Genomic DNA, 20,394 nt, shown 5'->3' with positions numbered 1-20,394 from the left:
AGCATGGGAACTACTTATCAAGATAGAACGATGACGATCCCTGAGATCCATCCTGAACATAAGGAATATTGGGACGCCGCTGCTGAAGGAAAACTTCTTATCAAACAGTGTGATTCCTGTGGAGAGTATCATTACTATCCACGTGTGTTATGCCCGTATTGCATGAGCGAGCATACGAGCTGGGTGGAAGCAAAGGGCACTGGAAGCATTTACACATATAGTGTGATGCGGCGAGGTATCCCATATGCTATCGCCTTCGTTGAGATTGATGAAGGACCAAGAATGATGACCAATATCGTCAATTGTGATTTAGATAAGGTGCACATCAATCAAAGAGTAAAAGTGCTATTTAAGCAAAGCGGTGATCAAGATCATCCAGGTCCTTTTATACCTTGCTTCACACCTATTGAAGGGTAATAAGAATATATCATACTAGCGTTTTTCTTAAAGCGCTGCAATATAGAATACTAGACAATGTATATGCGTTGATACTAGTTTAACAGACGTCGCAGAAAAAAATCTGAAAAATCTGAATGATATAAAACATACTTAGGAAGACTGAAGGGAGCGGATAGAGATGAGAATCATGAAGGACGTACGCATTCCAATGCGTGATGGCGTACATATTGCTGCTGATATTTACCTTCCTGATGGGGTAGAAAAGGTCCCTGCATTACTTGCTCTTAGCCCGTATGGTAAGGAACTGCAAGCACAGGCGCTAACATTACCTCCGCAGGCGCGTCCAAGTCATCTTTGGAATGGTGCAATTGAGGCAGGCGATATCCATGCGGTTGTGGAACATGGCTATGCACATATTATCGCTGACGTACGTGGAACAGGTTACTCAGAAGGCGAAATGTGCGGTAACTACAATTCAGGAGGGCATGGTGACGGGAAAGATATCTATGACCTTGTGGAATGGATGGCTGAGCAAGATTGGTGCGATGGCAACATTGGTATGATCGGTATTTCTTATTTTGCATCTGTTCAAATTTTAGGAGCAGCAGAAAATCCACCACACTTAAAAGCAATCTTTGCGAACGGCGGTCACTTCGACCTTTATGAACTTTGTTATCACGGCGGTATCATGTGGTTAATGCCGCGTGCTTCTCGTGAAGGACGTGGAGGTGATAGCGGTAATGCATTTAATAATGTAGCAAGTAAAAGCTCGAAAGTATTCACCCCAGAAGAGCTCAAGGAAAAAACACAAGAACGTTTAAACGATCCAGATATCGCACATTGGTCAGATTTTGTACATCTTTTACATTATCAAGACCGTCACGAATTATGGATGGATTACTTATTAAATCCACTTGATGGTCCATTCTGGCAAGAAGGTAACGCAATGGATGTAGCCAATAAGGTAACAATCCCAACTTACTTCCAAGCAAAATGGGGCCGCGGTTGGAACGTGGAAGGCACCATTGAATGCTTCCATAAAGTATCAGGCATTAAAAAGCTCGATATCCAAGCGCTGCCGCCAATGTTAGAGCGCCCATTCCATGAAAGTCATGACGAAATGTTCCGCTGGTATGATTACTGGTTAAAAGGCATTGATACTGGCATTATGGATGAACCAGCAGTGCAGTTCTCTGTAGAGGGTTCTTACAAATGGCGTGGAGAAGATCAGTGGCCTTTACCATATGAAGAAAAGAAAGAGTTCTACTTACGACCTCGCCACAAAATTAGCGAGAAACCAGAGCCATTAACATCTGAATTTGCTCATCCAGATGGATTCTATCAAGCCCCATTAACAGTCACAACAACATCAGAAAAGATTAAATGGACTAGTGATAAGTTTTTAGAGCCGGTAGAAATGACAGGTACGGGAGCTTTGTATATCCATGCAGAAATCGATACTGATGATACAAACTTCATTGCAAAGCTTTATGATGTAGACCCAAGCGGAAAACGTACGTTAATGACGTCCGGTTATTTAAAAGCGTCTCATCGTGAGCTAAATGAAGAAAAAACAACCTATGGTGAGCCATGGCATCCTCACAGCCGGGTGATACCAGTAACACCTGGTGAAATTAATGAGTATGCGATTCGATTATATCCATTCTCATTCTTAATTAAACCTGGGCACCGGATTGAATTAGATCTTGCCTGTAACGAACCACTTGATGGAGAAGATGCAAAGTTACTGCCGCCAGATAGTTACCACTTACCAAGTGGACGCGCAACAACGCATAAAATCTATCGGGATGCAGACCACCCATCACGTTTAGTACTGCCAGTAATTCCAAAACAATATGACATTACCAATAAATAAGAAAAAAAATCAAATGCCGGCTAGCCTGTACCTCCTGCTGAAGAAAAGCCAAAGATCACACCTTCTTATAAAGTGAAAGGGTGCTGTGGTAACAAATTGATTATAGGAGTGAATAACTTGACAAATGGCGTTCGTGTTATTCCGATTGAATGTAAATTTGGACCAATTTCAGCATTTGCCTATTATGTGGATTCGTTAGAGCCAGCAATAATTGATACTGGTGTGAATATCTCGGCAAGGCAAGACATTGAGCCAACATTAGCTGAACATGGTATACGAATAGAAGATATTCGTTGGATTTTGTTAACGCATGGTCATGTAGATCATCTCGGCGGTGCATATGCCTTATGGGAAAAAACAGGACGTCGCGCAAAAGTGGTCATTCCCAAAAAAGAAGCGCGGCTGCTGCGTGACCGTAATGAACATATCGTTGATTACAAAGCACTACAAGGAAAATATATCACCGATTCAGTCATACAAGAAAAACATATCGCAATGTTAACTTCAGATATTGGTGAAAATATCGAACCGAGCTTGGAAGTAGTTGAAGGGGACTCTATCCATCTTGGAGGTGATATCACTCTAAAAGTGATTGAAACCCCAGGTCATTCAATCGGTTCGGTTACATTTTTATTAGATGGATTAGATTGGGCATTCGCAGCAGATGCTGTTCAAATCTATGGTGGTCTAAGCGGCTTACCAACCATTGAAAATCCTAGCTCCTATCGCAAGAGTGTACAGCGTTTGTTGGAAGTTTGCCCTAAACGATTATACCTAGGCCATCCATTCCGCAATAGTAATGGCGATTTGCAAAGTGCACAAATTGAAGGTGGACAAGTAGAAGCAGTGTTACAGGCGAGTCTTGATATGGATGCCAAATTGAGTAATATCGCGCGGCGCCATTTATCGAATGGACTTCCTGCCGAACAGCATGAACTGTATGGGCCGTATGGATCGATTGCTTCGGAGATTGGATATACAGGCGATCCGCGGAACTTACCCTGCTCGTTCTTTGTGACAATGCATGGTTACCACGAAGAACTTATTGGTTTGCAAATTAAATGAGAGGAGGAATTCTAAATGATTCAAAAGAAATTCGAAAATACAGCAAAGGCCGTTGCCGATATACATGATGGAGCAACGCTGCTTGTTGGAGGATTTGGAGGAAGCGGCCTGCCATCCCATTTGATCGCTGCCCTCGTAGAACAGGGAGCGAAGAATCTGACAGTTGTATCAAATAATATTGGTGCCGTTAGCGATGGTGTTGCCTCACTAATCAGCAACAATCAAGTAAAGAAGATTATCTGCTCTTTCCCAGTTGGCCCACACGCTGACGATTTGATTGCGCGTCTTCAAAACGGAACAATCGAGTTAGAAATAGTTCCTCAAGGGACATTAGCGGAGCGCATCCGTGCAGGCGGTGCGGGAATTCCAGCCTTTTACACACCTACAGCAGCGCATACTGAACTGGGAGAAGGTAAGGAAACACGTACATTCGATGGCAGGATGCACCTCCTGGAGCATGCCATCAAAGGTGATTTCGCTTTTATCAAGGGCCACCTGGCAGATCGCTGGGGGAATCTTGTTTATAATAAGACACAGCGTAATTTTAATCCGGTAATGGCGACAGCTGCAAAAATAACCATTGCCGAGGTTGATGAAATTGTAGAAGTCGGAGAATTAGATCCAGAGAACATTGCCACACCGAGCGTCTATGTGCATCGTTTAGTAGAATTGGAAACGCAGCCTGAAGGGAAGGTGTTAGTAAATGGTTAGAGGCGAACAGAAGGTTGGATGGTCAAAGCTCGAGTTAGCTTCTCGAGTAGCTCAAGACCTAGAAGATGGATGGTTCGTAAATCTTGGTATTGGTATACCGACACTCGTGGCTGATGTCATCCCTGAAGGCAAGGAAATTATTCTGCATAGTGAGAATGGTCTTCTTGGTTTGGGTCCAAAACCAGAACCAGGGCAAGAGGATATGGACCTGGTCAATGCTGGTAAGGAACCAATCACATTAAAACCCGGTGGCTGCTTTTTTTCACAATCTGACTCATTTGCCATGATCCGTGGCGGTCACCTCGATGCAGCGGTACTTGGCGCGTTCCAAGTCTCGATGTATGGTGATCTTGCTAGTTGGAAGCTCCCTAACGCTCCACTTGGACGTGTTGGAGGAGCCATGGATTTGACGGTTGGCAGCAAGCGTGTCTTCCTCTGTATGCAGCATACGAGTAAGGGAACGCCGAAAATCGTTGGAGAGTGCTCATATCCACTGACCGCGCCTCGCTGCGTAGATCGTATTTATACAGACCTTGCAGTGATTGACGTGACAGATGATGGGCTTGTCGTCCAAGAACTAGCTCCTGGCGTAACATTTGACTACCTTCAGGAACGGACTGCTGCTCCGCTTAAACTGCAAGCTGATATGCAATCAGAGACTATTGGAGTACAACATTGATTAGATACACTCAAAAACTTACCATTGATCGCAGCTCATCAGTGCCTCTTTATAAACAGATCAAGGCAATCTTGATTGAGGAACTGCAGGCTGCTGATGGTGAGACTGATCGCCCCTTCATCACCGAGCATGAACTTGTTCAGCGCTTTCACGTAAGTCAGGCACCTGTTCGACAGGCACTGAAGGAGCTTGCTGATGAGGGTTACGTATACAGAGAGCGGGCGAAGGGTACCTTCCCCGTTCAAGAACTACCTGTAAGACCTCCAGGCTTAGAGTTAGGAGGACTAGTTGGCTTCCTTCGCGATCAAGGTATAGATTGCACTTCGAAAATATTAGGTGTAGAAAATGTATTACCTACAGAGAATCAGTGCGCTATCTTTGGTTCTGAGCTGAATGATAAGGTCTTGAGAGCCTCCCGTTTAATTTTGCTCAAAGAGAAACCACTTGTATGGACACAGACCTATCTGTTTGTCTCGGAGGATTTCCAACCGAATACATGGAAGCTTGCCAAAGTTGACAGTATCTTCGTGCTCCTTGAGAGTGAACATGGCATTTTCATTTCTCGAGGCGATCACCAGATCTTTACCTCAAGTGCGAACAATGAGGAGGCAGAGCTTTTGTGTATCAAAAAAGGGGACCCTGTTCTCGTAATAGAGACGAAGTTGTACACTCGTAATGATCGCCTTATAGGCTGGAGAAGGGCTGTTCATAGAGCATATGAGTATAAGTTCTCTTTTACGGTGAATCGTTAGGATTACAATTATTTGGAGAGAACGAATCAAATGACACAAGTAGCATCTGAACTATACAACAGGGGGGATGGACGGTGCCAAAAGTAAATATTAATGAGGTTGTTAATGAAGGTGAATTTAACCGCTTTCATATTGGATTACTGATTTGTAGTTGCTTCATTATTATCTTTGATATGTTCGATTTGGTTATATATGGTTCCGTAGTTCCTATCCTGATGAAGGAATGGTCCATATCACCTGTTCAAGTAGGAGCCATTGGCAGTTACGGGTTTTTCGGAATGATGCTGGGGGCCATATTCTTTGGTGTTATGGCTGACAAATTTGGAAGAAGAAATATCCTTATTTTAAGTGTTGTCCTTTTTAGTATATTTACGTTTTTATGTGCCTTTGCACCTGGCCCACTTATGTTTTCTATTTTCCGATTTATTGCCGGCGTAGGGATTGGCGGTGTATTGCCAAATGTGATTGCCTCATTGACCGATTACGCACCGAAACACATGCACAACATGATGGTATCAATCGTGATGTGTGCCTTTTCTTTAGGTGGTATTTTAGCTGCTTTCATAGGGATTTACTTTATCCCTCTTATGGGATGGAAAAGTGTTTACTGGGTAGCAGTGCTTGCACTCTTGCTCATTCCAATGATGGTCAAGTATTTTCATGATTCCCCAGCTATGCTTTTAATGAAAGGGCGAACAGAGGAACTTCGTTTTGTTCTTTCAAAGGTTAATGACAAGGTATCCTTAACAACGGAGATGGAGTTTGTAACAGATATAGTAAAAGAACCTGGTTCACCTGTGGCTGCATTGTTTAAAAATAAGCGTACACTAGGCACTGTGATGATCTGGATTGCATTTTTTATGTGTTTGTTAATGATTAACGGGGTAAGTACTTGGCTCCCTAATTTGATGTTTAGTGCTGGCTATGCTCTTGGATCCAGTTTAAGCTTTATGATTGTTTTAAATATCGGGGCAATTGTTGGAACGTTAATCCTTGGAGGTCTTGCGGATAAATTTGGGGTTAAAAAGGTACTCGTTCCCATGTATATAATGGCAGCGGTTTCTCTAACGCTTCTTGGTTTTAAAAATAACATGATCATTCTATATTTGTTAGTTTTTATTACTGGTGCATGTACAATGGGGGCTCAAAACATCTCATATTCCTTTGTATCACAATACTATCCGCCATTAATGCGCTCAACTGCTATAGGGTTTGCCTCCGGGATTGGAAGAATTGGAGGGATTATAGGGCCAACATTTGGAGGGATATTAGTATCTCTTAATCTATCTACCCAAATGAATTTCCTTTCGTTTGCACTCCCAGGTATATTTGCAGCTGTTGCATTTTCATTTGTTCCTTTAAAACTTGCTTATCACCAAAAAATAAAAAAAGAGATTGATATCGCCTAGGAGGGAAATATTTATGAAATCAAGATCTGAATTACGAATTGCTATTATCGGTAGTGGGATTGGCGGGGCATCAGCGGCAGTTGCTTTACGGCATGCGGGATTTAATGTCAACGTCTATGAGCAAGCTTCAGCTATAAAAGAGGTAGGTGCTGGGATCGGTTTGCGTCCGCCATCCATCCGTTTTTTCAAGAAATGGGGGCTTCTAGAAGAAATTGAAAGAGTAACCCATAAAAGCGTATTAATGGAAATCCTTTCAGATAAAGGAGAGGTAGTACTTGAGGAAAAATGGCCTGCATTAACAGATGACCCCGAAGAAAGATGGGCGAGATTAATCCATCGCGCAGATTGTTTGGACACGCTTATTAATGCCATACCGTCTGAGTTCATCCATTTGAATCACAAATGCAGAAACATCGTTCGCCATGAAAATTATGCAGAAATTGAGTTTGAGAACGGTGTTAAAGTAGAAGCTGATTTGGTCATTGCTGCAGATGGTATTCGTTCCCTTACTCGTTCGCTATTTTTCAGTAAGCTTGAGCCGGTTTTCCACGGTTACCATGCCTATCGAGCTCTTGTCAATGAGGATGAAACCTATGGTCTAGCTTCTGAAGACACATTGAGAATTTTCTGTGATGATAAAATTAATTATTATTTACTGCCGTTAAAATATAGGAAACAAGTTTCGGTTGATATTACCGTCCCACACCATGACCGAGCAGGCAGACCAAACGTACCGAAAGAAGATATGCTCAACCAATTAAAGAATTTCCACCCTAACCTTCAGAAGATTGCTCAAAATATAAATAACTTTGATGTTCGGGCACTATACGATATCGATCCAGTTGAACAATGGACAAATAATTGTATCGCCCTGCTTGGCGATGCCGCACATTCTATGCTTCATAACCAAGGTCAAGGTGCCAATATGGCGATTCAGGATGCAGGGGTATTGGCTGAATGCTTACTTGAAGCAGATACGGTTGAAAATGCCTTACAAAAATACGAGTCCCTCAGAAAACCGATTGGAACCTTATTCCAAAATTTATCTCGCCAGTTCCATACTGACAAAGAAGTGACTGCTTTTCCTGAAAAGGAATTCCTTGAAAATGTTCCCGAGTAACGTGTAAATAAGGAGGTTTAATAGATGCCTGTACATCCCGAGATAAAAAAAATATTGGATTTTATTCCACAAACTGATTCGAAACCTAAAATCATTCCAGAAGAGCATAGAAAAATATTCAATGCACCCGTATTACCCGTTGAAAAACGTGTCCAAGTTTATTCAGTTGAGGAAAAAACAATTCCAACCTCTGAAGCGGATATTCCTGTAAGAATTTATACACCAAAGGAAGCAGATTCTTATTCTCTTTTAATCTATTTCCACGGTGGAGCATTTTTCTCAGGAAATTTAGAAAGTCACGATGAAATCGTTCGCCCGATTTGCATGGAATCCGGATATAAAGTCATTTCTGTTGATTACCGCCTGGCGCCTGAACACCCATTTCCTGCTCCATTAGTAGATTGCTATAACGTAGCAAAATGGGCAGCCCAACATCAGGATGAATTAAAAGGGGATGGAAAGAATCTAGCTCTTGCAGGGGATAGTTCTGGTGGTAACTTAGTGGCTGCTGTTTCTCTAATGGCCCGTGAAAAAAAGGAATTTACCATTACAAAGCAAGTATTATATTATCCGTCGCTAGACCTGGACTTCAGTGAATTTCGTTACCCATCATTAGTGGAAAATGGAAAGGGCTACTTCGTAGAAAGTGATCAATTAGCAGAACATAACTCCTTCTACTTAATAGGAAATGTGGATACGGATAATCCGCTAGTTTCACCCATTCGAGAAGAAAATTTAGAAAACCTTCCAGAATCGCTTGTCATCACTGCCGAATATGATCCTTTCCGCGATGAAGGGGAACTATTTGCGGAGAATTTAAAAAAATGTGGTGTACGTGTTGAAACAAAACGGTATGAAGGGGCTACTCATGGCTTCTTAGGTAAATTCACGCATCTTGATGAATATAAAGATGTTTATAAACGTACAGGTGATTTCTTAAGTTCTAAGTGAGGAATTTCTAAAATCGCACCTAACGTGACCTTGAACAGTTTATTTTGAAGGACAGGTACTTCCATGGAAGTGATCATTGCGTCAGAAAGAAAGCTTAGGCATTGCGTTTGATCACTTCCGTTCCACCAATAAAAACCTTAGCAAGGGTAGTAATTATAATTAAGTCCAGGGAAAGTATATCTATCGATGGACTTTGGTACTTTTAAAGAGGAGCATCACTGGATCTTGTAACATCATTGTCGAAAGGAACAAAACCGCAAAGTAAATTCTTAATATTCAGAACTTTGTTTCTAACGAACACCCATCTTTGACTATTTCCTATTTCTTGGAACGTAATGAGGATTTATTGTTATCACCTTTTTAGTAGAAGGTGATACAGCCTCATGAAGCCTTGAAATCCAGATGATTGTACTTTTTACTAATCACCTCGGTATCACCGTATTTTATGAATTATTTTAAAAGCTATAACAATACGTGATTTTAAGGAAGGGTGTTTTATTATATGGAAAATAAAAAGTTTTGGACATATGAAAATAAGTTAGTAATGATTTTCTTCTTTACAATCGGGTTCGTATTCTTTGACCGTTTAGCGATTAACTATCTTTTCCCGATGATTTCTGTAGATTTAGGACTAAACTACACGCAATTAGGCTTACTTGGAGCAGCTCTGGCGTTAACTTGGTCGGTATCTGGACCATTAGGCGGATTCATCTCGGATAAAGTTAAGAGCAAGAAAACAATGTTAGCTATTTTAGTTCTTTTATTCTCTGTAATTTCATTAATGCACGGTTTAGCACAATCATTCGCTGTGTTATTCGTTTTACGCTTATTAATGGGAATTGTAGAAGGTCCACTGATTCCACAAACACAATCCATTTTAGCCATGGAATCGTCGGAACGTCGTAAAGGATTTAACTTGGGTTTTACAATGAACACAAGTAATGCATTATTCGGCAGCATTTTGGCACCAGTTGTAATCGTTGCCTTAGCGACAAACTTTGACTGGCATACTGCATTTTACTTAACAATTATTCCAGGGATTATACTTAGTTTCTTCATCTTTAAAACAGTTAAAAATCCAAATCCGTCGAAATTCCATGCGATGCATGCTACAAAATCGACTGAAAAGGTGAAAGTGAAAGATGTTCTTAAACACCGGAATGTTTGGTTATCTGTTGTTGTATTTAGCTTGGTTATGACAACACTTATGGCATTCCAAATTTTTGGACCAACCTATTTAGTAAAAGCAAAAGGATTATCCGAAACAACTATGAGCTTTGTCATGGCTTCATTCGGTGTTGGTTATGCAATTTTCGGTTTCTTAATCCCAACACTTTCAGAGCGCACTGGCCGTAAACCTGCTTCCTTAGTTTCTGGTTTGTTGTTAATTCTTGTACCACTTGCCATTGTATTCGTGGATTCAATTCCGTTAATGATGATTCTATTATTTATCGGTTCAGCTGGTTCAGGTGTCATTGGTATGTCGATGTCAGTTATTCCAGTTGAGTCTGTTCCATTAAAATACTCTGGTCTTACAATTGGTTTAACAATCGGTATTGGTGAGTTAATCGGGGGATTCTTAAATCCAATGCTGAATGGTGCTTTAGCAGACATGTATGGTATTCAAACACCATTATTCGTAGCTGCTGGTACGGCATTGTTGGCATTACTATTCTCATTCTTATTCAAAGAAACAGCCCCATCTAAAGTTCAATCAACGCAACAGCAAGAAGTCACACCTAGTATCCAAGTATAGTTTTAGTTATTGAGGTGACTAAAGAAATTGAAATTGCTTTATAAAATCTGTTGATTGAATTTAATGGAAAATATCAATTATACAAGGAGAGTGGAATAGATGAACCGAAAATTTTTATTCTTTATTTTATTACTATTTATGATAATTAGTGGCTGTAGTAATAATCAATCAGCTTCTGCTAATAAAAAACCTCAACAAAATAAAAGTGATAGTTCTCAAACTAATTCTAGCAAAGGAAAAAAAAAATCTGTATTCGCAACAATCCCTGATGGTTTTCGAGTAGTGACAGTTGGATCAGGTAATCCAAAAACTGAGATTAACCGTGGAGGTCCAAGCACTTTAGTTCAATTTAAAGATAAATTTTTCTTAGTTGACAGTGGCCCTAATACAACTAGCACACTATTAAAGATTGGTCTGCCTGCAGAAAGAATTACAAATATGTTGTTTACACATCAACATGTTGATCATAATGGAGACTTTTGGAACTTTTTTATTGATGGTTGGCAAGGACCTACAGGAAGGCGTTCCCTTAATTTAATTGGGCCTCAAGTCCAAGAGCTTTATGATACTACTGTTAATTTTTTCAAGAAAGATTTAGAGTATCGTGCTAGTTTGGGCTGGCCAAAAGATGGACTTTTAACAAATGTGAATATTAAAGAATTTACAGAGGATAAATATAGTTTTGAGCTTGATGGGGTGAAAATTACATCAATTCCTGTCCCGCATACAATTCCAACCTATGCATATCGTTTTGATGCCGATGGACAAAGTGTGGTTGTTTCAGGTGATTTAACTTATACTGATAAGTTTGCACCTTTTGCAAAGGATACAGATATTCTAGTTATAGATGGAATGTTAACTAGTGATTTTTCATTCGTACCCGAAGAAGCACGGGAAAATTTAAGGGGGAGTTTAAAGATATCCCATGCCACCACTGAAGAACTTGCCAAAATTGCGGCAGATTCAGGAGCTAAAAAAGTTGTCTTAACCCATATTGGTCTGGGTAAGGAAGACATGAAAAGTATTTCAAAAATTTTATCAGATGCAGGTTTTAAAGGGGAAGTTATAGCTGCCGAGGATGGCCTTGTGATTAATCCGTAAATCTATAATTTCAAGACGATAACGAGCCTTTCATACAAAATAATGTCTTTGTAGCAACTTAGCCCGCCTCTTCTGGAAAGACGTGGGCTAAGTTCTTCTTTTTCTGTATTGTAAGAATTTATAAGTTAATGCTAGTTCTTAGGCAAAGCTCGACATAAGCAAAATCATTTTTTAAGAGGGGGAGGAATTTGTTGTTTAAAAAAAACAATATGGAAGTATCTCCTGTTATAGTTCCGGCCTCCAATAAATTGAAAAGTTATAACTTTTTCTTAGTTAAACAGGAGAATTCCTTAACATTAATTGACGCCGGACTGAACACTGATGATTGTTGGAATTCCTTACAAAGGACTTTAAAGGTACATGGTTATACACTTACTGATATCACCGGCATTATACTAACGCATCACCATACAGACCATGTAGGCTTAGTCAACCGAATTGTATCCACCCATTCCATCCCTGTATACGCCCATCCCTATGCCATCCTTGTACTGAAAAGAGACTCAGAATATATAAAAATGAGGGTAGAGTTTTTCAGAAAACTATATCAACAGATGGGATGTGGTGATATGGGTGAGAGACAAGTAGCTAATTTATATAATCCTATTAGTCTTCATGAGGATGAGAAAATCCATTGCGAAATCCAACAAATTACCGACAACAAGCTTTTTGGCTTTGATATTTTGGATATCCCAGGGCACTCTCCAGACCAGATTGCCTTTTATCATAAAGAGTGTAAGTGGCTATTTGCTGGCGATTTATTAATTGAAAATCTTCCAAGCAACGCGTTTATTGAACCAGATGTGGACGGGAATCGTACCAAATCATTGCTACAACAAAGGCAGTCATTAGAGAAATGTTTGTCAATGGATGTAGAACTCGTTTTTTCAGGTCACGGTAATATGATCGAAAATCCTGTTGATTTATTAAAAGAGAGAATTAAAGAGATAGATGTAAAAGCCGGCATATATATAAACATGATTAAATCAGGAATTTCAACCGCAAGTGGAATTGCTCAATTAAGATATAAAGAAAAGTATGAAAAGCACTTTTTCAATATTATGTCTGAAGTTACTGGTACTCTAGATTATCTTGAATTACAAGGGAAGATTAATAAGGAAATGAAGAAAGGAATTTGGCATTATTATTGCAACTAACTCATGATGTCTTTTATTTGAGAAAAAACCCTTGCTTTGGCAAGGGTTTTTTTAACGTACCCGAGTTAATTCCAACATCGTCCTACCGTGTAGGAATGTGAAAAGATAATGTTAGACATTTTGCTGTAAAAGCAGCAACTCAAGTTCTTCAATAAATAAAGGCAGGTTGGGTTTTTATTTTTTTTCTTCCATGAGGCTAATACATCCACATTAAAAGCGTCTCCTTCGATATCTATGAAACGAAGAGTAGGGGATGCGTATAACTGAAGATATTTCGGAAGACTAGTTATCCAGCCAGCCAGCCTCCATTCAATCTCTAAAAAAGAAAGAAAAATAGTAATAATTAAAAAAATATTTTTATTTTAGACTTTTTGTAGATTTTTGTGTAATCGAGTAGGTTTCTAATAGAGTAAAAACATAGCCTGTCATGTGTCCTGATAAAGATACAAACATGCTTGAGAACAAATAAGGGGGAGCTTTTCAATGAAAAGATTTGGATTGGCTACACAAATTTTTGTTGCACTTATTCTCGGGATTATCGTTGGTATCGTTTTTTACGGAAATGAGACAGCGATAGCCATTTTAGCCCCTATAGGGGACATTTTTATCCATTTAATTAAGATGATTGTACTGCCAATTGTTATCGCGGCATTAATAGTTTCAATAGCCGGTGTGGGAGACATCAAAAAATTAGGAAAGTTAGGCGGAAAGACTCTACTTTATTTTGAAAGCGTTACAACTTTGGCTATAGCGATTGGACTATTGGCGGCAAATCTATTTCAGCCTGGGGCAGGTGTAGATACGAGCAGTCTTAAGGCAAATGACATTTCAAAGTATGAAGAAACAGTGAAAACGACTGGAACTCCGAGTGTAGGGGAAACGATTGTACATCTGGTTCCGACAAACGTATTTGAATCTTTCACTAAAGGTGATTTACTTCCAATCATTTTCTTTACTGTTTTCTTAGGATTGGGAATTGCAGCAATAGGAGAAAAAGGAAAGCCTGTTCTGACATTTTTTGAAGGTATATTGGAAGCGGTGTTTTGGGTAACGAATCTTATTATGAAATTAGCCCCTGTTGGAGTATTTGCACTCATTGGGGTGAACGTTGCAAAATTTGGAGCTGCCTCGTTACTTCCTCTTGGAAAACTGGTGCTGGCTGTTTACGTAACAATGATATTTTTTGTCCTCGTTGTTCTTGGTGTCATTGCGAAAATCTCTGGGACAAGTATTTTTGTTCTCATGAAGGTACTGAAAGATGAGCTCATTCTGGCGTTTACAACTGCAAGCTCTGAAGCTGTTTTACCGAGACTTATGGATAAGATGGAGAAGTTTGGCTGCCCAAAATCAATTACTTCTTTTGTAATTCCAACAGGTTATACCTTTAACCTGGACGGATCATCGATCTATCAAGCTCTTGCTTCACTTTTTGTGGCACAAATGTATGGAATTCATTTATCCGTCATGCAGCAAATTACGTTGCTGCTTGTGTTAATGCTTACATCAAAAGGAATGGCTGGTGTTCCAGGTGCGTCGTTTGTGGTCCTTTTAACAACACTTGGCACAATGGGACTTCCTATAGAAGGCGTTGCGTTCATTGCAGGTATTGATCGTATTTTGGATATGATTAGGACGGCAGTTAACGTTCTTGGAAATTCTTTGGCGACAATCGTTATGTCAAAATGGGAAGGCAAATTTGACCAAGATAAAGCAAAACAATATGTGGATTCCATTAAAGAGTCTAAAGAGTCAAAAGTAGCGTAATTTTATTGAGAATAGGAGGGAGTATCATGTCAGCTTCCGAGACAAGTACTCGAGTACGAATAGAAAAGGATTTTTTAGGATCTAAAGAAATACCGGCAGAGGCTTATTTTGGCATACAAACACTGCGGGCAGTTGAAAATTTCCCGATTACAGGCTATCGTGTTCACGAACAGTTAATTAAAGCGCTGGCAATTGTCAAAAAAGCAGCTGCTTTAGCGAATATGGATACAAAACGGTTATATGAAGGAATCGGCAAGGTCATTGTTCAGGCAGCAGAGGAAATAATAGAAGGTAAGTGGCATGAACAATTTATCGTAGATCCCATTCAAGGCGGCGCAGGAACATCCATGAATATGAATATGAATGAAATCATTGCTAACCGTGCGCTCGAACTTCTTGGGAAAGAAAAGGGCGAGTATAAGAATGTAAGCCCAAATAGTCATGTGAATATGTCACAATCTACAAATGATGCGTTTCCAACCGCGATTCATATTGCTACTCTTCAATTAATTGAAAAGCTATTGGATACGATGCAGCAGATGCTGGCAGCTTTTAAACAGAAAGCACATCAATTTGATGATGTGATTAAAATGGGACGAACACATCTTCAGGATGCCGTGCCAATCCGTCTCGGTCAAGAGTTTGAAGCGTATAGCCGGGTCCTGGAGCGCGATATTAAACGGATCCAACAATCACGTCAGCACTTATATGAAATCAATATGGGGGCAACGGCAGTTGGTACAGGCTTAAATGCAGATCCCCGCTATATCGAAAATGTGGTCAAACATATAGCAGCTATTTCCGGACTGCCGCTTTTTGGGGCTGAACATCTTGTCGACGCCACTCAAAATACGGATGCTTACACTGAGGTATCGGCCGCGCTGAAAGTATGTATGATGAACATGTCCAAAATCGCAAATGATTTACGGTTAATGGCGTCAGGTCCCCGTGCAGGACTTGGGGAAATCACATTACCAGCCCGTCAGCCGGGTTCATCTATTATGCCGGGCAAGGTTAACCCGGTCATGGCCGAGATGATTAACCAGGTAGCCTTTCAAGTAATTGGAAATGATCATACCATTTGCCTAGCTTCCGAAGCAGGGCAGCTTGAATTAAATGTAATGGAGCCTGTGCTTGTATTTAATTTGCTTGAATCTATCAGCATCATGAATAATGCCTTTCGTACGTTTACGGGTTACTGCCTGATGGGGATTGAAGCAAATTCGGAACAGTTAAAAGAATATGTTGAAAGAAGTGTAGGAGTCATTACCGCTGTTAATCCCCATATTGGATATGAAGCCGCTGCACGTATTGCAAGAGAGGCCATTTTAACAGGTAAACCAGTACGTGAATTATGCTTGAAATATGATGTATTGACAGAGGAAGAGCTTGATCTGATTTTAAACCCTTACGAAATGACCAACCCAGGCATTTCCGGGGCATCGCTTTTGGACAGAGAATAAACTGTATCTTTTATAACTAAGTTGTCTTTTCGTTTTTACCATTGTATACTTTTCTAAACTTGCATAACGAATTCAGCATAGATGGTATTTGCCTGTGTTGGGTTCGTTATTTATATTTATATCTGTTGATATTAACAGGAAGTGAATCGTTTGAAAATCAACCAATTAATTAAAAGTAATTTATTTGTCTTTATATTTATTCTAGTTGCAGTTCCGTTAGCGGGAGAGTTAAAATTTTATCCTTTTCATGATACATTCCGTGTTAGTCTGGGTACGCCAATTTTTTTCTTTTCTCTCTTATTATTGCGGGGCATTTCACCGATTTTACTCGGTATTTGTACAGCACTATCTATTCTTTCCTTTCGGGTAGGATTAGACTGGCTTACACAGGATCATTTCGATTTGCTGGCTTCCGTTCAAACACGCTATCCATCTTCCCTTTATTATTTTATGTTCGTACTCCTGTTTTATCTATTAAAATTGAATCAGTTCCACAGTCGTCCTTGGATTATCGGAGTATTAGGCATTACCATTGAAATCATATCCAGTTTAACGGAACTGATGTTTCAGCACGTAGTTGACGGAAACTACCTTTCCCTGTCAATACTAACCCAGATCTTTATCATAGCCATTTTTCGCAGTTTTTTTGTGCTTTCCTTTTTTAGTATGATGAAGTTATATGAAGGAAAAATAAGAGAGAGGCAAATTCGGCAAAAAAACCATTACTTATTGATGCTGTTATCGAATTTGTATGTGGAATCCGTTCAGTTGAAAAAAGTACTAAAAAACGCAGAAAATATTACAATTACATCATACGATCTATATCGGGACATAAATGAATATATGAAACAAACAGGACTTTCCTTAGAGTCATTTAGTAACAGGGCATTACGAATTGCTGGAGAAGTACACGATATCAAAAAAGACAATCAACGGATTTTTGCCGGACTATTCAGGTTGATTGAAGATGAAAAGTTTTCCGATTACATGGATATCCAAGAACTTGTCCCGGCCATGATCCGAACAAATGAACAATATGCCAGTTCATTAGGAAAGAAGATTGAATTTCGCTATCAAATTGATGGTGAACATCCGGAATATCATGCCTATCTAGTTTTATCGTTGATCAATAATTTAGTGGCAAATGCGGTAGAAGCTATTGAGGAGAAGGGAACAATAGCTATTTATGTAAAACTGGAGAATCAGTTTGTATGGTTTCAAGTAGAGGACGATGGTCCCGGAGTATCTGAAAAGGATAAAAGCTTTATCTTTAAACCAGGATTTACTTTAAAATTTGATCACGCCGGCACGCCATCAACAGGCATTGGTCTTTCTTATGTACAAGAAATTACCGAAGAACTTGGGGGATGTGTGGATCTCCAAAATGGTTCAAAAAATGCCGGAGCAATTTTTACCATAAAACTTCCGATAAATAGCCTAGTCGAAAGAGGGTAACTCGATGAAATTTTATATAGTAGATGATGATGAGGTGCATCGTTTAATGTTGGCGCGAATAATCGAGGATGAGGATTTGGGCGAGATTATCGGAGAAGCCGAAGATGGCTCCCTGCTCGATAAAAACTTAATGATCCTTAAGTACGTGGATATTCTATTTATCGATTTGTTAATGCCTGTTCGTGACGGAATTGAAACGATTCGCCGCTTAAAAGGGCAATTTACAGGTAAAATTATTATGATTTCACAAGTGGAATCAAAGGAATTAATCGGTGAAGCCTATTCACTTGATGTTGATTATTATATTTCAAAACCAATAAATCGCCTTGAAGTGTTGACTGTTATCCGAAAAGTAATAGAGCGAATCCAGTTGGAAAGGTCGATTGCAGAGATTCAAAAATCATTAAATACCGTGTTTAATTTACAGCAGTCAAAACAGGAAACAGCAAATGCATTGAAGAAAACCAGTATCGTTACAGCTGGTGAGTTTCTCTTATCTGAATTAGGTATCTTGGGTGAAAGCGGCAGCAAAGATTTACTGGATATCCTCCAATATTTAGATCAATATGAACAATATCATACGTACGAACAGCAATTTCCGCCTCTTAAAAAAATTTTTGTGCAAATTACTTTAAAAAAGATTGGGGCACCTGCAGCACAAATTGATATCCAGCGGGAAGTAAGAGCCTCTGAACAAAGGGTAAGAAGAGCGATTTACCAATCGATTAATCATTTAGCGTCACTCGGTTTAACAGATTTCTCAAATCCCAAGTTCGAAAATTATGCTTCCAAGTTTTTTGATTTTACGATTGTGCGCAAGAAGATGACCGAATTACAAAGAAATCCTAATTCTGCTCCTACCAGTACGCGAATTAATACGAAGAAATTTATCCAAGTACTTTATTTCGAATCGAAGCGGCTCATTTTAGAGGATTAATTGACAGAACTCTAAGATGGGTTTTTTTATTTTCAAGTACTTCTGGCCTCCTCCGAAATCGATATCTTAAATGTTTAAAAATTAAGGTACATCTTCTCCCTGCTTACCTGTTATATGTCGAGTGTTTCCAAGTTAAATTTAAAGTATAGCAAATTTTCAGTCAAATGTATAAATTACCTTTGTGAGTTTTTGTAGAGTTTTGTAGTTCTATGTATATCAACTCTTATATTACGAATAGGAAATCATTTATTTAAATGGTCAAAGGGAATGGAATAAAATGTTTACATCAAAGAGGAAAATGGGAGTCACTTCTTCCCTTCCCCATTCATAGACAAGTAGTTGGAGGAATTAGATGATGAGCAAACAAATCATTCGGACGTTGATGGTAGAAACGCCTTCAATCCCTGGTAATCTTGGGAAAGTAGCAACGACAATTGGTCTTGCAGGAGGAGATATAGGGGAAATACAAACGGTAAAAGTAGGTCCAAATTACACAATACGTAATATTACTGTTCAAGTTGATCATGAGGAGCAGATAGAAGAATTGGCAGACGCTCTCTCCCGGTTAGACGGGGGAATTCGTCTTCATGCTGTTTCAGATGAAGTCCTTCACGTACATGAAGGAGGGAAGATTCATATGAAAAGCAAAGTGGATCTTCAAACATTAGCCGACTTAAGAAGAGTTTATACACCAGGTGTGGCCAATGTTTGCCGAATCATCGAAAAAGAACCGGATAAAGCAAAAATTTATACGAGTATAGGTAATTCGGTAGCTATCGTTACAGATGGAACAGCGATTCTTGGCTTGGGAGACATCGGCCCTGTTGCCGGAATGCCAGTTATGGAGGGGAAGGCTGTACTCTTCGACCAATTAGCCGGCATTAACGGGATTCCGATTCTTCTAAATACGAAAGACCCGGATGAGATTGTACGGACGGTGATGAATATTTCTCCAGGGTATAGTGGTATTTTACTCGAAGATATTGGATCTCCACACTGTTTCGAGGTAGAAGAACGACTTAAGAAGGAGCTTGATATTCCGGTTATGCATGATGATCAGCATGGAACTGCTGTTGTCACTCTGGCTGCAACGATTTCTGCATGTAAAAGTGCCGGTATTGACTTGAAAAATGCACAAGTTGGACAGATTGGCCTTGGAGCTGCAGGCTTGGCGATTTCTCGAATGCTTATGGCATACGGAGTAAAGGATGTTTTTGGAGCAGATAAAAGTCCAGATGCGAAGGCGCGGTTAGCGAACTATGGCGGTCATCCAGGTGATAGTATTGAAATGTTAATGAATACCTGTGACATCGTTATCGCAACGACAGGTCTTCCTGGACTTATTCAAAAGCAATGGGTACGTCCGGGACAGGTGATTCTAGCCTTATCGAACCCCAAACCAGAGATTGAACCGGAAGTAGCCCTGAAAGCCGGAGCTGCTTATGCAGCAGATGGCCGCTCTGTTAACAATGTTCTTGGATTTCCCGGTATTTTTCGAGGAGTTTTAAACGCACAAGCCAGTGAAATAACCCATCCTATGCTAGTCGCTGCTGCCGAAACGATCGCAGCATGTACTAAACCTGGAGATTTGGTTCCGCATCCTTTAGATTTAAATGTTCATAAAATGGTGACCGAAGCGGTAGAAAGAGTAGCTGTTCAAGATAATAGGAAAGCAGAATATACTTGCTCCATATAGATTTGCCGGCTAATGATTTTGGGGTTCTGATGAAAAACTTGTTCCCCTTTAATTATGGTAAATAATTCGGTATTTATCATAGATCTCCTGTATAATTTTACCT

The 20,394-nt window shown here is 39.8% G+C and carries 17 protein-coding genes; all 17 read left to right on the top strand.

Translation table 11 applies throughout. The annotated features are described in order from the left end of the window. Positions 1–3 precede the first annotated feature (3 nt). A complete protein-coding gene (locus M3226_RS12430; protein WP_251565785.1) occupies positions 4–417 on the top strand; it encodes a Zn-ribbon domain-containing OB-fold protein in 414 nt (137 codons plus the stop codon). A gap of 160 nt (positions 418–577) precedes the next feature. Beyond that, positions 578–2,275: a CocE/NonD family hydrolase gene (locus M3226_RS12425; protein ID WP_251565783.1), complete on the top strand. Its 1,698-nt coding sequence runs from the start codon at positions 578–580 to the stop codon at positions 2,273–2,275. Between the two features lie 117 nt (positions 2,276–2,392). Further along, a complete protein-coding gene (locus M3226_RS12420) occupies positions 2,393–3,340 on the top strand; it encodes an MBL fold metallo-hydrolase (RefSeq protein WP_251565782.1) in 948 nt (315 codons plus the stop codon). A gap of 15 nt (positions 3,341–3,355) precedes the next feature. Beyond that, positions 3,356–4,051, top strand: coding sequence for a 3-oxoacid CoA-transferase subunit A (locus M3226_RS12415; RefSeq protein ID WP_251565779.1), 696 nt, complete (start codon positions 3,356–3,358; stop codon positions 4,049–4,051). Next, entirely contained in the window at positions 4,044–4,730 is a 687-nt protein-coding gene (locus M3226_RS12410) for a 3-oxoacid CoA-transferase subunit B (protein ID WP_251565777.1), read from the top strand. The genes M3226_RS12415 and M3226_RS12410 overlap by 8 nt, the downstream gene beginning before the upstream one ends. Further along, positions 4,727–5,482 carry a GntR family transcriptional regulator gene (locus tag M3226_RS12405; RefSeq protein WP_251565776.1) on the top strand — a complete coding sequence of 252 codons (756 nt, stop codon included), beginning with the start codon at positions 4,727–4,729 and terminating at the stop codon, positions 5,480–5,482. Before M3226_RS12410 ends, M3226_RS12405 begins: the two co-directional genes overlap by 4 nt. A gap of 74 nt (positions 5,483–5,556) precedes the next feature. Continuing rightward, positions 5,557–6,891, top strand: coding sequence for an MFS transporter (locus M3226_RS12400; protein ID WP_251565775.1), 1,335 nt, complete (start codon positions 5,557–5,559; stop codon positions 6,889–6,891). A gap of 13 nt (positions 6,892–6,904) precedes the next feature. Beyond that, entirely contained in the window at positions 6,905–8,011 is a 1,107-nt protein-coding gene (locus M3226_RS12395; RefSeq protein ID WP_251565774.1) for an FAD-dependent oxidoreductase, read from the top strand. 24 nt (positions 8,012–8,035) lie between these two features. After that, positions 8,036–8,962 carry an alpha/beta hydrolase gene (locus M3226_RS12390; RefSeq protein WP_251565773.1) on the top strand — a complete coding sequence of 309 codons (927 nt, stop codon included), beginning with the start codon at positions 8,036–8,038 and terminating at the stop codon, positions 8,960–8,962. 502 nt (positions 8,963–9,464) lie between these two features. Continuing rightward, entirely contained in the window at positions 9,465–10,718 is a 1,254-nt protein-coding gene (locus M3226_RS12385; RefSeq protein WP_251565771.1) for an MFS transporter, read from the top strand. A 99-nt stretch (positions 10,719–10,817) separates the two neighbouring features. Continuing rightward, entirely contained in the window at positions 10,818–11,819 is a 1,002-nt protein-coding gene (locus M3226_RS12380; protein ID WP_251565769.1) for an MBL fold metallo-hydrolase, read from the top strand. A gap of 191 nt (positions 11,820–12,010) precedes the next feature. Next, entirely contained in the window at positions 12,011–12,976 is a 966-nt protein-coding gene (locus tag M3226_RS12375; protein WP_251565767.1) for an MBL fold metallo-hydrolase, read from the top strand. Positions 12,977–13,459: 483 nt separating this feature from the next. Next, positions 13,460–14,740: a cation:dicarboxylate symporter family transporter gene (locus M3226_RS12370; protein WP_251565765.1), complete on the top strand. Its 1,281-nt coding sequence runs from the start codon at positions 13,460–13,462 to the stop codon at positions 14,738–14,740. A 26-nt stretch (positions 14,741–14,766) separates the two neighbouring features. Next, complete coding sequence (gene aspA / locus M3226_RS12365; RefSeq protein WP_251565763.1) at positions 14,767–16,203, top strand: aspartate ammonia-lyase; 1,437 nt, start codon at positions 14,767–14,769, stop codon at positions 16,201–16,203. A 141-nt stretch (positions 16,204–16,344) separates the two neighbouring features. Beyond that, on the top strand, positions 16,345–17,658 hold the full coding sequence (locus M3226_RS12360) for a sensor histidine kinase (protein ID WP_251565761.1): 1,314 nt from the start codon (positions 16,345–16,347) through the stop codon (positions 17,656–17,658). A 4-nt stretch (positions 17,659–17,662) separates the two neighbouring features. Beyond that, on the top strand, positions 17,663–18,595 hold the full coding sequence (locus M3226_RS12355; protein WP_251565758.1) for a response regulator: 933 nt from the start codon (positions 17,663–17,665) through the stop codon (positions 18,593–18,595). A gap of 352 nt (positions 18,596–18,947) precedes the next feature. Next, complete coding sequence (locus M3226_RS12350) at positions 18,948–20,291, top strand: NAD-dependent malic enzyme (RefSeq protein ID WP_251565756.1); 1,344 nt, start codon at positions 18,948–18,950, stop codon at positions 20,289–20,291. Positions 20,292–20,394 lie beyond the last annotated feature (103 nt).

Source organism: Neobacillus cucumis (assembly GCF_023715505.1).
Note: the sequence above shows the minus strand (reverse complement) of the source record. Positions and strands in the feature narration are given on the sequence as shown.

What these genes read in the sequence shown, in the direction of transcription:
- M3226_RS12430 (WP_251565785.1), top strand. Translation starts at nt 4, where the DNA reads ATGGGAACTACTTATCAAGATAGAACGATGACGATCCCTGAGATCCAT.
- M3226_RS12425 (WP_251565783.1), top strand. Translation starts at nt 578, where the DNA reads ATGAGAATCATGAAGGACGTACGCATTCCAATGCGTGATGGCGTACAT.
- M3226_RS12415 (WP_251565779.1), top strand. Translation starts at nt 3,356, where the DNA reads ATGATTCAAAAGAAATTCGAAAATACAGCAAAGGCCGTTGCCGATATA.
- M3226_RS12410 (WP_251565777.1), top strand. Translation starts at nt 4,044, where the DNA reads ATGGTTAGAGGCGAACAGAAGGTTGGATGGTCAAAGCTCGAGTTAGCT.
- M3226_RS12395 (WP_251565774.1), top strand. Translation starts at nt 6,905, where the DNA reads ATGAAATCAAGATCTGAATTACGAATTGCTATTATCGGTAGTGGGATT.
- M3226_RS12390 (WP_251565773.1), top strand. Translation starts at nt 8,036, where the DNA reads ATGCCTGTACATCCCGAGATAAAAAAAATATTGGATTTTATTCCACAA.
- M3226_RS12385 (WP_251565771.1), top strand. Translation starts at nt 9,465, where the DNA reads ATGGAAAATAAAAAGTTTTGGACATATGAAAATAAGTTAGTAATGATT.
- M3226_RS12380 (WP_251565769.1), top strand. Translation starts at nt 10,818, where the DNA reads ATGAACCGAAAATTTTTATTCTTTATTTTATTACTATTTATGATAATT.
- M3226_RS12370 (WP_251565765.1), top strand. Translation starts at nt 13,460, where the DNA reads ATGAAAAGATTTGGATTGGCTACACAAATTTTTGTTGCACTTATTCTC.
- aspA (WP_251565763.1), top strand. Translation starts at nt 14,767, where the DNA reads ATGTCAGCTTCCGAGACAAGTACTCGAGTACGAATAGAAAAGGATTTT.
- M3226_RS12355 (WP_251565758.1), top strand. Translation starts at nt 17,663, where the DNA reads ATGAAATTTTATATAGTAGATGATGATGAGGTGCATCGTTTAATGTTG.
- M3226_RS12350 (WP_251565756.1), top strand. Translation starts at nt 18,948, where the DNA reads ATGATGAGCAAACAAATCATTCGGACGTTGATGGTAGAAACGCCTTCA.